A 15,167-nucleotide genomic window follows, 5' to 3' on the forward strand; every position below is an offset into this window, starting at 1 on the left:
GCCGCCAGGCATAAAGCCTAAAATGGCTTGGTGAGTCCCCAAAACATCCTGAATGCCGACCTGCATTGCCACTCTGTGGTGTCGGACGGCACGCTCACGCCGGAAGCGCTGGCGGAACGGGCCAAGGCCAACGGGGTGGAACTCTGGGCCCTGACCGACCACGACGAAATCGGCGGCCAGCAGCGCGCCGCGGCGGCCGCCAAGGCCCAGGGCATGCATTACCTGACGGGCACCGAGGTCTCCGTCACCTTCGCCGGGCAGACGGTGCACATCGTGGGCCTGGGTTTCGACGCCGGCAACCCCGACATCATGCAAGGCCTGCGCAACACGCGCGGCGGGCGCGAGCAGCGCGCCATGGAAATGTCGGACTCGCTGGCCAAGGTCGGCATCAAGGGCGCTTACGAGGGTGCGCTGAAGTTCGTCGGCAACCCCGAGCTGATCTCGCGCACGCACTTCGCGCGCTTTCTGGTCGAAAGCGGCGTGTGCCGCGAAACCAATGAAGTCTTCCGCAAATACCTGACCGAAGGCAAGCCCGGCTATGTGCCGCACCGCTGGGCCACGCTGCGCGACGCCGTGACCTGGATCACCCAGGCCCAGGGCATCGCGGTGATCGCCCACCCGGGCCGCTACAAGTTCACCCCCAACGAGGAATACGCCTTGTTCACCGAGTTCAAGTCCCACGGCGGGCGCGGCGTGGAGGTCGTCACCGGCAGCCACACGCCCCAGGAATACCTCAAATACGCCGAAACAGCGAAAGAGTTCGGCCTGGCCGCCTCGCGCGGCAGCGACTTCCACAGCCCCGACGAAAGCCACACCGACCTGGGCACCCTGCCCTTTCTGCCGGGCGAGCTGACGCCGGTGTGGGAGCTGCTGGCGGACCGCATCCAGTGATGGCCGGCCCCGCGAGCAACACCTCCCGCGCCCCGGCCGGCATCGCACTCCTGGTAGGCGCCGTCGCCTGTTTCGCGGTGCTGGACACCACCACCAAGATTATTTCCACCAGCGTGCCGCTGCTGATGGCGCTGTGGTTCCGTTATGCCTTCCAGGCCGTGGCCACCACGCTGGCGGTGCTGCCTTCGCGCGGGCTGTCGGTGCTGCGCACCGCGCACCCGAAATTCCAGCTGCTGCGCGGCCTGCTGCTGCTGCTCACCAGCCTTTTTGCGTTCTACAGCCTGAGGCACATGCCGGTGGGCGAGTTCACCGCCATCGTGATGATCACGCCGCTGGTCATCACCCTGCTGGCCTCGCTGGCCCTGGGCGAGCGCGTGTCCTGGCTGCGCTGGGCGCTGGTGGTGGGCGGCTTTGCCGGCACGCTGATCATCATCCGGCCCGACGGCGACGACTTCAACTGGGCCATGCTGCTGCCGCTGGGCCTGGTGATCTGCAATGCCTGGTTCCAGATCCTGACCAGCCGGCTGGCGCGCACCGAAGACCCTCTCACCATGCATTTCTACACCGGCTGGGTCGGCACGCTGGCCGCCTCGCTGGCCCTGCCCTTTGTCTGGGCCGCGCTGGACTCCTGGACGCTGTGGGCCGGCCTGGCGCTGATGGGCCTGATGGGCACGGTCGGCCATTTCATGATGATCCTGGCTTACGGCCGCGCGCCGGTGTCCACGCTCACGCCCTTCCTCTATGCGCAGATCGGTTTTGCGATGCTGGGCGGCTGGATCGCGTTCTCGCATGTGCCGGACCGCTGGTCCATGCTGGGCATGGTGATGATCGCCGTCTGCGGCGCGACGGGGGCCTGGCTCGCGGTGCGCCAGAGCCGCGTGCTGATAGAACCCGTCGAATCCTGAACCCGAGCGACACGCCATGGCCCAGTTTTTTGAAGTCCACCCCGAGAACCCGCATACCCGGCTGCTCAAGCAGGCGGTGGCCCTGCTGGAGCGCGGCGGCATCGCGGCCGTGCCCACCGATTCGAGTTATGCGCTGGTCTGCCACCTCGACGACAAGGCCGCGGCCGACAGCCTGCGCCGCATACGCGGGGTGGACGACAAGCACCACCTGACCCTGCTGTGCCGCGACCTCAGCGAGCTGGCCAACTACGCGCGCGTGGACAACAAGCAGTTCCGCCTGCTCAAGGCCGCGACGCCGGGGCCTTACACCTTCATCCTGGAAGCCAGCAAGGAAGTGCCGCGCCGCGTGAGCCATCCTTCGCGCAAGACCATAGGCCTGCGCGTGCCCGAGCACAAGGTGCTGCAGGCGCTGCTGGAGCTGCACGGCACGCCGCTGTTGGCCACCACCCTGATCCCGCGCGGCGGCGGCGAGCCGCTCAACGACGCGCACGAGATACGCGGCCTGCTCGAGCATGAGCTGGCCGCCGTCATAGACGCCGGCGCCTGCCACCAGGAAGCCACCACGGTGATAGACCTCACGCCCATGGGCGAAGGCGGCGATCCGGTGGTGGTGCGGCAGGGCCGCGGCGAGCTGGCGGCCCTGGGGCTTTAGCGGGCCAAACGGGAATCCGGTCACGTGCCTCGCCTCCCCCTTCAAGCAGGGGCCGCGGAACCGGCTTTGCCGGGCCGCAGGCGAAGTGAAACGCGTGGGGGCAAACCGTCCAATGAGACAATCCCGGCATGGATATCGCCAACCTGATTCAAACCGTCGCCATTTACGCGCTGCCGGTGCTGTTCGCCATCACGGTGCATGAGGCCGCGCATGGCTATGTCGCGCGTCACCTTGGCGACAACACGGCTTACATGATGGGCCGCGTGACGCTGAACCCCGTCAAGCATATCGACCTGATAGGCACTATCCTGATGCCGCTGGCGCTGTATTTCGTCACCTCAGGGACGTTTTTCTTCGGTTACGCCAAACCGGTCCCCGTGAATTTCAGCAACCTGCGTAACCCCAAACGCGACATGATCTGGGTGGCGCTGGCAGGGCCTGCTGTCAATTTCATTCAGGCGATTGCGTGGGCGGTCGTCTACGCGCTGCTCGGTGGGGCCGGTATCCAGGAGCCCTTCTTCCTCGTGATGTGCCAGGCGGGCGTGCTCATCAACCTGGTCGTATTCGCCTTCAACCTGTTTCCGTTTCCTCCGCTTGATGGCGGACGGGTTTTGATGGGCTTATTGCCCTGGAAACAGGCGCAATTTGTCGCACGCCTTGAGCCCTGGGGCTTTTTCATCGTCATGGGCCTCTTCTTCGCCGGCATCGTCGGTGCCTATTGGCTCAGACCATTGGTGGTACTGGGATACGGCATGCTTGATCTGTTCAATCTCTCCATTTCTCTGCCTCCAAGACTGCTATGACCTCCCCGTCCCCCACCCGCTTCCTGACCGGCATCACCACCACCGGCACGCCCCACCTGGGCAATTTTGTCGGCTCCATCCGGCCCTCGGTGCAGGCCAGCTTTCGCGACGACGTGCGCAGCTTTTATTTCCTGGCCGACTACCACGCGCTGATCAAGTGCGACGAGCCGGCCCGCATCCAGCAGTCCACGCTGGAGATCGCGGCGAGCTGGCTGGCCGCCGGGCTGGACCCGGAGCGCGTGACCTTTTACCGCCAGTCCGACATCCCCGAGATCCCCGAGCTGACCTGGCTGCTGACCTGCGTGACCGGCAAGGGCGTGCTCAACCGCGCCCATGCCTACAAGGCCGCGGTCGACAAGAACGAGGCGGCCGGCAGCGACCCTGACGCCGACGTGACCGCCGGGCTCTTTATGTACCCGGTACTCATGGGCGCGGACATCCTGCTGTTCAAGACCCACAAAGTGCCGGTGGGGCGCGACCAGGCCCAGCACCTGGAGATGGCGCGCGACATGGCCCAGCGCTACAACCACCTGTACGGCGAGCACCTGGTGCTGCCCGAAGCGGTGATCGAGGAATCGGTCGCCCTGCTGCCCGGCCTGGACGGGCGCAAGATGAGCAAGAGCTACGACAACACCATTCCGCTGTTCACGCCGCGCGAGCAGATGCGCAAGCTGATCGCCGGCATCGTCACCGACTCGCGCGCGCCGGGCGAGCCCAAGGAGGTCGAGGGCTCGGCCCTGTTCCAGATCTACCAGGCTTTTGCCAGCGCCGAGGAAACCGAAGCGTTACGCAAGGCTTACGCCGCGGGCATCGCCTGGGGCGACGCCAAGCAGACGCTGTTCGAGCGCATAGACCGCGAAATCGCCCCCATGCGCGAGCGCTACCACGCGCTGATGGCCGACCCGGGCCGGATAGAGGCCATCCTGCAGGCCGGCGCCCGCAAGGCCCGCGCCGAGGCCACGCCCTTCATGGCCGAGCTGCGGCGCGCCGTGGGCCTGCGCAAGCTGGACAGCCGCCCGGCCGCCGCCGGCAAGGCCAAGGCGGCCAAAAGCGCCACCCCGGCCTTCAAGCAGTACCGCGAAAAGGACGGCCTCTTTTATTTCAAGCTGCAGGATGCCGACGCCCGGCTGCTGCTGCAAAGCCGGGGTTTTGAGTCGCCCCGCGAGGCCGCGCTGGCCATTGCCGCACTGCAAAAAGACGGCCTGGAGGCGCTGCCGGGGCAGGCCCAGGCCTTGCCGGGCGTCACCGAGGACGAGCTGACGGCGGTTTTGCGGTTTTTCGCCGACTGAGCTTGTTGTTGTTTTTTTGGAGCAGCGTTCTGAAAAAATACCGCAACTGCCTGTTTATTTATGCCCCAAAGTTGACATACAGCAGTTATGCTCACTGGCTAATAGGAACAATTCTTCACATTTGACTTAATGAGTATTTTCGTAATAGATGACCATCCGCTCATGCGGGAAGCGGTTGTCATGTTGATCCGCCGCCTGAGCAGCAAGGCCACCGTGACCGAGCTGGACCGGCTCGCCGCCGTGATGCCCGCCGTGCAGGAACAGGGCATTCCCGAACTCATCTGCCTGGACCTGCGCCTGCCCGACACCAACGGTGTCTCCGGCGTGCGCGAGCTCAAGCAGCAATTCCCCAGCGTCCCCCTGGTGGTGCTGTCGGCCGCCCCGGCCCAGGACTACGAGGACCTCTCCATCGAGGCGGGCGCGGATGCCTACATCCAGAAGTCCGCCGGCGCCACCGAGATCTCCAACGTGCTGCGCGTCTTCCTCAGCGAAGACCTGGACCCGGAACCCAGCACCCCGACCGAAAAGCTCTCCAAGCGGCAAAAACAGCTGCTGGTGATGCTGGACAAGGGCATGAGCAACCGCGACATCGCCGAAGAACTGCAGATCAGCGAGCACACGGTGAAAGTGCACCTGTGGCGCCTGTTCCGCCGCCTCAACGTCAAGAGCCGCTCCCAGGCGAGCCACCTGGCCAGAACCCAGGGCCTGCTCTAAACAAAACAAAAAGGACACGCAAGCGTGTCCTTTTTTCTTCATGCATCCGGTATCGGGTATTGGTATCCGGCTGTTCGGTATTCCTTCCCCACCCCTTGTGGATGCGCCGAGGAGCGGAGGTTCAGGCGGATAAGGGCTGGCGTTGTCTGAGCCGAAGGCGAGTTTAGCCAGACCCCGCCTGAACCGAGCACCGCAGGTTGCCCCGGAGCGAAGCGCAGGGGACGCAGGAACCAGGGTCGCCTTTTTTTGCTTACTTTTTTGGCGAAGCAAAAAAAGTGAGTCGCATGCCGGGCGATCCCGGCCAGCAGCCCTTAGCGGAGGGCGCGCCGGTAGAGCAAGCCCTACCCCCGAAGCTCAACCCAAAACACACTACCGCGGCCAGCCCGCGACGCCAACCCCACCGGATGCCCCAGCGCCGCGCTGAGGCGGGACACGATGGCCAGCCCCAGGCCGAAGCCCTCCTCGGTGCCTTGCAGCGGGATCCGGTAGAACTCCTGGAAGATCGCCTGCTGGTGTTCCCTGGCGATGCCCACGCCGGTGTCCCAGATCTCGATGCGGGGCACGCCGCCCCTGTGGCGCACGGCCATCAGCACGCCGCCGCTGTGGGTGTTGCGCAGCGCGTTGGACAGCAGGTTGCCGACCAGGCGCTGCAGCAGCACCGGGTCGGACCTGACCTTGCCGGGCGCCGCGCGTACCCTGAGCCGCAGGCCGCGCTCGCGCGCGAAGGGCGCGTACTGCGCCTCCAGGTCCTGCAGCAGCCCGGCCAGTTCCACGTCCTGCAGGTTGACCCTGAGCGGGTCGGTTTCCAGCCCGGCCAGGTCGAACAGCGAATTGAACAAGTCGTTGACGGCCTTGGTGGAGCGCACGATCTTGGGCGTGATCTGTTCGACGAATTCGGGCTCGGCGGCCAGCCAGCCGGCGTACAGGTCCAGGGCATGCACCGGCTGGCGCAGGTCGTGGGCGGCGCTGGCGATAAAGCGGTTCTTGATCTCCACCGCCTCCAGGGCCGCCCGGCTCTGCTCGGTCAGGGACTTGATCAGCATGGAGTTGTCGTACTGCAGCTCGAGGTTGATGCGCTGCACCTCGTGAAAGCGCTGGCCCGAGATGCGGATCACGGCCCAGTAAATAAGCACCAGCGCCAGCATGCCGTAGGTGTTGAAGCTGGAGGGCAGCCCGCGCTCCATGGCCAGTTCGTAGAGCAGCGCGGCCACGACCGACACCCCCAGGCCGTTCACATAATTCTTGAAGCAGGGCAGCCAGGACGAAAACGTGCCCACCGCGAAACCGGCCATGCCCACCAGCACGACCATGCAGAGGAACTGGTCGTACACCGGCGCGCGCAGGAAGTAGACGAACATGGACGCCCCCCAGACCAGGGCGCTGGCCGACCAGGTCCAGCCGTATTTGGCCATGAAGGCCCGCAGGGGCGGGCCGCTGACGCCCGCCAGGCTGCGCTGGTAGATGCTGATGACGCCGTAGCGCACCACGGTCACGGCCGCCGCGGCCGCCGCCCACAGGCCCAGGGACAGCATGTCGACGCGGTGGTAAAGAATGGCCACCATGACCACGATCAGCACCAGCGCGGAATGCAATGCCGGGCGGGCATAACGCATGAAGGTGTGGATCAGCCGCATCTCCACCCACTCCTCGCGCGAGAGGTCGGCGACGCTCTGGGCCGGCCGTGTCATTGGGGGGGAGTCCATGCAGCCGAGTTTAGGGCCAGTTAACACGCCCAGGCGGCCGCCGCGCACGCGCGCCCTGGGGCCATGGCGCGAATGTTGCGCGGGGCTGACGAAATCGGGTGCCCGGTAGGGCCTGTTAACGCTATTGATGCCAATGCGAATGGGGTGAAAACGGCGCCAATCAAGGCGCGCGACGACGCCCAGACCGGGCGTCTGGGCTAGGAACGCAACGCCGAGTGGCGCCGTTTTAACCCCATTCCCTCCGGGTTGCGATCAAAAAGGCCCTGCGCGGCGTTGCAAAGCCTTGGCGGGGTCTACCCCGCCTGCGTTTTGCGCCTTGCTCAAGGCCTTTTTGACTCGCAACGCATCTTGCATAAATAGCATTAACAGGCCCTAGCGCCAATTGCGTACACTGGACGCTTCCCCGGAGGGCGACACCCGTGCCTGGACGCCGGACACCCGCGGCGGCATCCATGCACAGGCACCAAAAAAATGCAGGACCCGCAGATGCAACGCAACGCGCACGCCGAGCTCGCCCCCGTGAGCCCGGCGAAAGGGACCCCGGCCGGCTTGCTCGCCATGCCGGCCCTGGACGACCCGGCCAATCCCTTCCGGCTGGCGCTGCTGGCCGTGCTGCTGGCCTTTGTCTACGCCATCCTGTCCACGCCGGCCGCCTACACCTCGCGCCCCGACACGCTGGCCGCCATCATCTGGCCCGCGCCGGCGGTGGCCGCGGCCCTGCTGTGGAACCTGCCCTACCGGCGCTGGCCGGTGTTCCTGCTCGCGGTCTTCCTGTCCATGATGCTGGTCGGCGACGCCGACCCCCTGTCCGTGGGCGCCGACGCGGCCTTCGCGCTGCTCAATGTGTTCGAGGTGGCGCTGTTTGCCTTCCTGGGGCGGCGCCTGGTTTGCGAAAAAGGCGACATCGACAGCACCCGCAAGCTCGCGCGCTTCATGTTCCTGCTGCCGCTGCTGGCCACCAGCGTGGTGGCGGCCCTGGGTGCCACCATAGGCGCGGTGACCAAACACACCGAGTGGGTGGAGGAATGGCGTGTCCTGCTGGTCGGCAACGGCCTGGCCGTGCTGGTGCTGCTGCCGGCCCTGCTGGCCTGGTGCTCGCGCCAGGCCGGCGCCGACGCTTCGCCCCGCGACAAGCCGGTGGCCGTGGCAGCCGCCGTGCTGGCCGCCACCTTGATGGCCGCCGCGGCCCTGCTGCCGCGTTTTCCGCTGGAAGTGCTGCGCGCCCTGCTGTCGCTGGTGCTGGTCTGGGCGGCCATTGCCGGCGGCCTGCGCGCGGCCTCGCTGGGCGTGCTGGCGGCGGCCAGCGTGGGTATAGGCCTGGCCGTGGCGGGCTACGGGCCCTATAGCGCCGCCCACGGCGGCGAGGAGGGCACCTGGGAGCTGCAGGTGGACCTGGCCGGCATGGCGGTGCTGTCCTTCTTCGTGGGCATCGCGGTCCACGAGCGGCAAAAACTCAACCTGCGCCTGGAGCGCGCCCGGCGCTTTGAAACCATGGGCTTTCTGACCGGCGGCATCGCGCACGATTTCAACAACATCCTGGGCGCGGTCGGCGGTTATGCCGAGCTCGCGATGGAACGCGAACAGGCCGGCCTGCCGGTGCGCGCCCCGCTGGGCGAGGTGGCGGCGGCCGTGGCGCGCGGCAAGGACCTGACGGAGCAGATCCTGCTGGCCGGGCGGCGCGGCGCGCGCCCGCGCCAGGCCCGCGACCTGCGCGACCTGGTCTCGGAAGCGGTGGCGCTGGCCACCCCTTGCTGCCGCCCGGCGTGCGGCTGGCGGTGCGCGTGCCGCTGGCGCCCGTGCCGGTGCGCGTGCACCGCGGCCAGCTGACCCGCGCCATCCTGAACCTGCTGCGCAACGCCTCGCAGGCCGCGGCGGGCCGGGTCGAGCTGCGCCTGACAAGCTCGGCCGGCGAGTTGCCGGCCGGCTATGCGCGCGAGGCCGACACCGGCGTCGGCGACACGCTGGAGCGGGACTGCGCCTGGCTGGACGTGCTGGACGACGGCAGCGGCGTCGCGCCGGCGCATGTGCATCAGCTGTTCGACCCCTTCTTTTCCTCGCGCTCCTCGCAGGGCGGCAAGGGCCATGGCAAAGGCCACGGCACCGGGCTGGGCCTGGCCATCGTCGCGGGCGTGGCCGCCGACCACGCCGGCGGCGTGGCGGTCTGGACCGGCCGCGGCGAACGCACGCGTTTTTGCCTGATGCTGCCGCTGCTGGCCGAACAGGAAGTCCTGCAACTGCCCCTGGTCGCCCCGCCACCGCCGCTGGGCCAGGGCGAGACGGTGCTGGTCGTCGCGCAGGATGCCCAGGCGCGCGAGCGCACCGAGGACGCGCTGGCCGCCCTGGGTTTTGAACCGGCCGGCTACGAGCCGGCCGCCCTCGCCGGTGGGCTGCACGGCTCGCAAGGCCTGCAGGGCCTCGATGAACATGCCGAGCTGCTGGTATGGCTGGATTCGCCGGCCGCGAGCGACAGCCTGCTGGCCGCGCTGCGCCAGTCCACCGGCCTGCCGCTGCTGCGCTGCAGCAGCGCGCAGGACTCGGGCGGCCAAGCCCTCATCACGCAGGAAGCCGGCGTGGTTACCATAAGCGGGCCCTTTGATGGCGCGGCCCTGCGCCAGGCCGTCAAAATGGCGACCGGACGCTCCGATGCCCCGCCTGCCCGGCGTGACGGCGATGTTGACGAAGAAGAAGACAAAGAAGGCAAGCTCCAGCCATGACGCAGCCCAAACAAGCCCTGTCCATCCTGGTCGTCGACGATGACGACGCCCTGCGCAAGCTCCTGATCGACTACCTGACGGGCCACGGCCTTTCAGTGACCGGCGTGGGCACGGCAACGGAAGCCGTGCAGGCCGTCGCCAGGCAGGACTACAGCCTGGTGCTGCTGGACCTGAACCTGCCCGACGGCGACGGCATAGACTTGGCGCGCAAATGGCGCGCCGAGGCCAACATCGCCATCATCTGCCTGACCGGCAGGCTTGAAGAAGCCGACCGCGTCATGGGCCTGGAGCTGGGCGCCGACGACTACATCACCAAGCCGTTTTCGCTGCGCGAGGTGCTGGCCCGCATACGCGCGGTGACGCGGCGCGCCGGCGGCGCGGCCGCGGCGGGCGAGCCGGCCGGCGAGCGCCCCAGCCACAGCGGCGTGCAGGTGCCCGTCACGCGCGGCAAACACCCGCGCGCCTACCGCTTCGCGGCCTGGGGCCTGAACCTCAACACGCGCCGCCTGACCTCGCCCGAAGGCAAGCCGGTGTCGCTGACCAATGCCGAGTTCAACCTGCTGGCGGTCTTCCTCGGCACGCCCGGGCGCATCATCTCGCGCGAGCAGCTGCTCGAGCGCACGCGTGCCTTCGACGACATCTACGACCGCGCCATCGACGTGCAGATACTGCGGCTGCGCCGCAAGCTCGAGGCCGACGCAAAAAACCCCAAGCTGCTGTGCACCGAGCGCGGCGTGGGCTACTTCCTCAATGCCGAGGTGGAAGCGCTGTGGGAATAAGCCTGCCGGTCCCTTCTCCTTTCTTCTCCATGGCATCTTTTGTGACCTCTTGTGAATTTTTATGAGCACTGACCTGATCACCGAACTCGGCACACAGCCCATCGCCGGGCCGCAGCCCGCCGGCAACGAAGTGCGCGAAGAACCCGCCTTCGAGCTGCTGGAGGCCGAGGTCGCCAAGCTGGCCAGCCCGGTGCACAGCGTGACCATGGACTGGAACAAGGTCAACCAGTGGTCGGTCGAGCTGTTGTCGACCAAGGGCAAGGACATGCTGGTGGCCTGCTACCTGGCCGGCGGCCTGCTCGAGACGCGCGGCCTCTACGGCCTGGCCGACGGCCTCAAGGTGCTGGCCGACATGCTGCAAAGCTACTGGGACACGCTGTACCCGGGGCTCAAGCGCATGCGCGGCCGGCGCAACGCGCTGCAGTGGCTGATAGACCGCGTGCAGCAGCGCGCCACCGAAACCGACTGGGGCGCGCTGCCGCCGCAGGAGGCCGAGCTTGTGGCGCGCCTGACGGCCAGCCTGCAGGCCATGGACACGCTGCTGGCCGACAAGGACAGCGAGGCGCCCTCCATGCGCGCGCTGCTGACCCTGGTCGGCAGCCTGACCGTGATCGAAGAAAAACCCGTAGAAGAACCAGCCCCCGTGGAGGCGGCCGCCGCCGCGCCCTCGCCTTCGCCCGCGGCGGCCGCCGGCCCGCCGCCGGCCACGCTGCTGTTGGACTCGGCCGACAACGTCGAGCGCGCGCTCGAAGAGGCCTGCTCGCGCCTGGGCAGCCTGGCCGAATGGTTTCTCGCCAATGACAGCAGCAACCCCCTGTCTTACCGCCTGAACCGCACGGCGGCCTGGTCCACCCTGGAGGCCCTGCCGCCGGCCGACGGCGGCCAGACCCGCATCGCGCCGCCGATTTCGCAGGTCAGCGACGCGCTGGCCCGGCTCAAGGACAGCCAGTCGGATGCCGAACTCGTGGCCTTTGCCGAAGCGCAGCTGGCGGCCTTCCCCTTCTGGCTGGACCTCAACGGCGTCTGCGCCGCGGCGCTGGGGCGCATGGGCAGCGGCTACGCGGCCGCGCGCCAGGAAGTCTGCAACGAAACGGCACGCCTGCTCGCGCGCCTGCCCGGCCTGGAAAAACTCTCGTTTTCCAGCGGCATGCCTTTTGCCGCGAGCGACACCCTGGACTGGCTGGCCACCCTGCTGCCCGGCGTGGCGGCCGGCGGCGGGCCCGCGGCCGGCGGCCGCGCCAGCGACGCGGTCACGGCCGCCATCGGCAATGCGCGCGCGCTGGCAGCCAACGACGACCTCGCGAGCGCCGCGGCCTGCCTGCAGGAGCAGCTCGCGCTGCAGCCCACGGCGCGCGACCAGCTGCTGCTGCAGATCCGCCTGTGCGAGCTGCTGCTGCAGCACCGCCCCGGCGCGGCTCTCAAGGCCTTCGCGCAAGCCGTGGTGGAAGCCATAGACCGCCACCAGCTGGGCGCCTGGGACCCGGCCATGGCACTGGACGGCCTGCAGGTCGCCTACGGCGTGATGGCGCGCAACGAGGAAGACCGGGACGCGGCCGATGCGCTGCTGGCGCGCATTGTTGCCTTGGATGCGGCGACCGCGGTCAAGCTGGTGACCTGAGCGGAAGGCGCTCGCACGACCCTGCTTGCCGCGCCGAAACCGCTTCGCCGGATTTTTGCGAGCGGCGCCCGGCGAGCTTCACGCAGGGCACATAGAAGACCCCTTGCGGTAAGCCACGCCCGGACTTCCCGGTTTTAACGATCCGGCGTCGATAAATCCAACAAAGATTGGCCGCGCACGGACAATCCGCCCCGCCCCTCCTCGCGGGCTCGCATACCGTTCACCCTTGCCCCAAAAAAGCTCAGCCAGCCCATGGCAAGCAGCCGGCGGCGGCACATCAAAACACCTCCCCATCCAGCGTGATCGCCAAGAGCTTTGCTCAGCAGGCAAAGCGACGGGAGGTTTCTGTAGCGAAGGGGAGCGATGAGGACACACACAAACGGAAAGCCAGCCGCCAGTTCCCGGCGGGCCTGGCTGGCGCAGGCCGGCTGTTTTGGTATCGGCATGCTGCAGCTTCGCGCAAGCTGGGCGGCAGAGCCCAACAAAAAGAGGCCTGCCACAAAAACCGCACCCAAAACCCACTACCTGGTCTCGGCCATCCTGCGCGAAGGCGTGCGGGACTTCACCTTCAGGCTGGTCCACTCGGTGCAATCAGCCACCAGCGTGGACGAAGCCATTGGCTTCTTCACGCGTCTGGTACAGGAGGCATACCCGGGCTATGCCGTCGCACAAACCACGGTGACCGACATCATCCTGCCGCCGGGCACCTGCACCGCCGGCAAGCCGGGCAGCCCCAGAAAGCCCGGCCTCACCCTCTACATCGTCTCCGTTGCGATGAGCAATAGCGGCGCCAGGGACCTGGACACCCTGCTGGTCAACGGCTGGCTGCCGGGAAAGAGCGCTGACGAAGCACTGGCCCGCGTCCTGAGTGATGTGAAGGCCAGATACCCGGGCTTCACACCCGCCAGCACCCTGGCCACCGAGCTGGATTTAACCCTGGCCGGCTGCCCGGTACCCGGCCCGATACGTAGCTTTGGGGAGAGAGCCTGATGATGACCACGCGCAAGACCTTGGTGAGCCGCACTATGCTGGGCGCTCCGCAAGCAGGCATCACGGTGACCCTGGCCGCTTGCGCTGCCGCCATCCAGGTAAACGCCCCCTCCAACGGCCAGCCCAACCCACAAGCCACCAGCGGTACTCCAGCCATTCCCCCAGGCCAGCGCCTGGAGCAATTCACCCTGTGCTACGAACTGCGCCACGCCCGGGCATCGCCGGCGGAGAAACCCATCAAGCGCTTCTCCATAGACGTCAGCACCCTGGTCCCGCAAGACGACTGCCTGGCGCTGGATGCCAACGGGTGGCTGCGGGTGGTGCCTGGGCAGTGCACTCGCATACCGGCACCCAGCTCTTGTGAGGAAACGCCATGAGCAAACGACCGGAGGCGTCGAGCCGACGCCTTGCTTTTCTCTTGCTGCTGGCCGGCGCTTGCGCCGCGTGGCTCCAGGGCTGCGCGACAAAATCGCAGGCCCAGTACAAGGTGTACTTCTGCAACATGGAAGACACCATGGTGTCGGAGATCCGCATCAATTACGGCGGTGCCCTGTGGACAATTCCGCCGCTTCCCGCCCATGCCAAGGGTGGCGACGAAAGATGCCTGGGCGGCTACGCGATCACGACGATGGAGGTGCTGCCCGAAGGTATGGCGCTGAAATGGGTGCTGGGCGGCCGACGGTATGAAGTGGGCGTGCCCATCAAGTCCAGGCTCAACGGGCTCTACCCCACCGGCGGCATCCAGGTGGTTTTCCAGAACAAGCGCGTGGACGTGTTTGAGTATGTCTACCCGACCAACAACCACCTGATGCGGTTGCGGATATATCCGCCTGTTGCGCCAAAGCCGGCGCCAACGCCTAAACAGCCCATCCAAGTAACGGATATCAGCGAGCAAAGGGCAGTGCAGAGCGAACTCGGGTCTACGCCTTTTATTTCTCTTCGCCTTCAAACTCCCAATTCAACTCATCAGGCACGAGTTTGATAAATCAAACAGGAAAAGCCCATACCCAGACAATCACACCGCTCGCGCGCATAGAACTCGAATATCTTAGAGCAGTCGGAAAAATTTTCGACTGTAACTGCTCAAACGATTGTTCGTGGGTTAGTGGGTCACAGTGGTCCAGCGAAGTTTTTTTCATCAAAAAGACCAAGAAAGGACGAAGGGAATGTACAAGGCGCCCCCGGACGGCGCGTGGCTGTTAGGCCCGCTTCTCGCTACCTGTTGCGCCACTGCCACCGCGCAATCTGACGACAGCAGCCATACTCTCAAACTCGGGTATGCCGCGATCAACTTTCATGCGAAGCCCGGCGAGCTGACCGGCCCGCCCGGCACAACCCCGGCCGGCGCGAGGACCGAAATCGACAACGGCCAAACCGCAGCGCTGGTCTATGAATACAGAATCGCTGGGCCATGGTCCTTCGTGGCCCAGATAGGCGTTCCGCCAACCCTTCACTTCAAAGGCGCAGGGACCGCCGCCCCGCTGGGTCAAATCGGCGCCGCCAAGGCCTGGTTTCCCGCGGCCCTTGTGACCTATTCATTTGCCGGCCCACAGACGCTGAGGCCCTATGTGGGAGCCGGCGTCAACTACACCTTCTTCACCCAGGCGCAGGCCAGCCCCAGCTATAACGCGGCATTCGGGGGAAGCAGCAGCACTGGCGGACTCAAAAGCTCCGTGGGCGCCGTGGCCAAGCTTGGCTTGGAGATTCCCCTGTCCAACAACTGGCTCCTTGACATCGCCTACGCCAGGTACTGGGTCAGGACCACGGCCACTATCGTCACTGCGACACCCGGTGTTGGCAACATCGAGCGCAAGGTGGACATCAAGGCAACGCCCGAAGCCCTTGGGGTGTTTCTGGGCTACCGGTTCTGACATGGCAGAAGCACTCTCTTTTTGCTGCCCGCATTGCCAACATCCGTACAAGGATGATCTGGAGCCTCTGGACCCCGATGAGGCGCATGTCTTTTATTGCGAGAGCTGCTCAAAGCCTTTCTCCGTTTTGATCAAGGAGTGCTCGGTCTGCACCGAGGCCACATCATTTGTCCAACTGGAACTGGCCCCTGCTATTCCCCCTGCCCCATTTCGTTGCGCCGGCTGCGGGGAGTCATTC

15 protein-coding genes are annotated in these 15,167 nt (G+C 66.5%); 14 read left to right on the forward strand and 1 reads right to left on the reverse strand.

Annotation, left to right across the window (positions count from 1 at the left end; genetic code table 11):
• The first annotated feature begins 30 nt into the window (after positions 1–30).
• The 6 genes from ACEN9P_RS05220 to ACEN9P_RS05245 all read left to right on the forward strand — a co-directional run bounded on the left by ACEN9P_RS05220 (position 31) and on the right by ACEN9P_RS05245 (position 5,254).
• Complete coding sequence (locus ACEN9P_RS05220) at positions 31–891, forward strand: 3',5'-nucleoside bisphosphate phosphatase (RefSeq protein WP_495621312.1); 861 nt, start codon at positions 31–33, stop codon at positions 889–891.
• Entirely contained in the window at positions 891–1,796 is a 906-nt protein-coding gene (locus tag ACEN9P_RS05225; protein ID WP_495621313.1) for a DMT family transporter, read from the forward strand. The genes ACEN9P_RS05220 and ACEN9P_RS05225 overlap by 1 nt, the downstream gene beginning before the upstream one ends.
• A 16-nt stretch (positions 1,797–1,812) precedes the next feature.
• On the forward strand, positions 1,813–2,448 hold the full coding sequence (locus ACEN9P_RS05230) for an L-threonylcarbamoyladenylate synthase (RefSeq protein WP_495621314.1): 636 nt from the start codon (positions 1,813–1,815) through the stop codon (positions 2,446–2,448).
• A 128-nt stretch (positions 2,449–2,576) separates the two neighbouring features.
• Complete coding sequence (locus ACEN9P_RS05235; RefSeq protein ID WP_495621315.1) at positions 2,577–3,251, forward strand: site-2 protease family protein; 675 nt, start codon at positions 2,577–2,579, stop codon at positions 3,249–3,251.
• Positions 3,248–4,540: a tryptophan--tRNA ligase gene (locus ACEN9P_RS05240; RefSeq protein ID WP_495621316.1), complete on the forward strand. Its 1,293-nt coding sequence runs from the start codon at positions 3,248–3,250 to the stop codon at positions 4,538–4,540. Before ACEN9P_RS05235 ends, ACEN9P_RS05240 begins: the two co-directional genes overlap by 4 nt.
• Positions 4,541–4,720: 180 nt before the next feature.
• Positions 4,721–5,254, forward strand: a complete 534-nt coding sequence (locus ACEN9P_RS05245) for a LuxR C-terminal-related transcriptional regulator (protein ID WP_495621317.1) — start codon at positions 4,721–4,723, stop codon at positions 5,252–5,254.
• A gap of 341 nt (positions 5,255–5,595) precedes the next feature.
• Here the strand turns inward: ACEN9P_RS05245 and ACEN9P_RS05250 are convergent, their stop codons facing one another.
• Positions 5,596–6,957 (reverse strand): sensor histidine kinase, encoded by a 1,362-nt coding sequence (locus tag ACEN9P_RS05250; protein WP_495621318.1) that lies wholly within the window; start codon positions 6,955–6,957, stop codon positions 5,596–5,598.
• Between the two features lie 486 nt (positions 6,958–7,443).
• On the opposite strand from ACEN9P_RS05250, the gene ACEN9P_RS05255 reads away from it, so the two are divergent.
• The 8 genes from ACEN9P_RS05255 to ACEN9P_RS05290 all read left to right on the forward strand — a co-directional run bounded on the left by ACEN9P_RS05255 (position 7,444) and on the right by ACEN9P_RS05290 (position 14,929).
• Complete coding sequence (locus ACEN9P_RS05255) at positions 7,444–8,784, forward strand: MASE1 domain-containing protein (protein ID WP_495621319.1); 1,341 nt, start codon at positions 7,444–7,446, stop codon at positions 8,782–8,784.
• Positions 8,706–9,671 carry an ATP-binding protein gene (locus tag ACEN9P_RS05260; protein ID WP_495621320.1) on the forward strand — a complete coding sequence of 322 codons (966 nt, stop codon included), beginning with the start codon at positions 8,706–8,708 and terminating at the stop codon, positions 9,669–9,671. The genes ACEN9P_RS05255 and ACEN9P_RS05260 overlap by 79 nt, the downstream gene beginning before the upstream one ends.
• The gene (locus ACEN9P_RS05265; RefSeq protein WP_477664858.1) at positions 9,668–10,450 is read left to right on the forward strand and encodes a response regulator; all 783 of its coding nucleotides are present in this window, start codon (positions 9,668–9,670) and stop codon (positions 10,448–10,450) included. Before ACEN9P_RS05260 ends, ACEN9P_RS05265 begins: the two co-directional genes overlap by 4 nt.
• A gap of 61 nt (positions 10,451–10,511) precedes the next feature.
• A complete protein-coding gene (gene tssA / locus ACEN9P_RS05270; protein WP_495621321.1) occupies positions 10,512–12,068 on the forward strand; it encodes a type VI secretion system protein TssA in 1,557 nt (518 codons plus the stop codon).
• A gap of 363 nt (positions 12,069–12,431) precedes the next feature.
• Positions 12,432–13,058 carry a hypothetical protein gene (locus ACEN9P_RS05275; RefSeq protein ID WP_495621322.1) on the forward strand — a complete coding sequence of 209 codons (627 nt, stop codon included), beginning with the start codon at positions 12,432–12,434 and terminating at the stop codon, positions 13,056–13,058.
• Entirely contained in the window at positions 13,058–13,435 is a 378-nt protein-coding gene (locus tag ACEN9P_RS05280) for a hypothetical protein (RefSeq protein WP_495621323.1), read from the forward strand. The genes ACEN9P_RS05275 and ACEN9P_RS05280 overlap by 1 nt, the downstream gene beginning before the upstream one ends.
• A complete protein-coding gene (locus tag ACEN9P_RS05285; protein WP_495621324.1) occupies positions 13,432–14,040 on the forward strand; it encodes a hypothetical protein in 609 nt (202 codons plus the stop codon). Before ACEN9P_RS05280 ends, ACEN9P_RS05285 begins: the two co-directional genes overlap by 4 nt.
• A gap of 184 nt (positions 14,041–14,224) precedes the next feature.
• On the forward strand, positions 14,225–14,929 hold the full coding sequence (locus ACEN9P_RS05290) for an OmpW/AlkL family protein (RefSeq protein ID WP_495621325.1): 705 nt from the start codon (positions 14,225–14,227) through the stop codon (positions 14,927–14,929).
• Positions 14,930–15,167: the final 238 nt, after the last annotated feature.

Source organism: Polaromonas sp. Polasp52 (assembly GCF_059491565.1).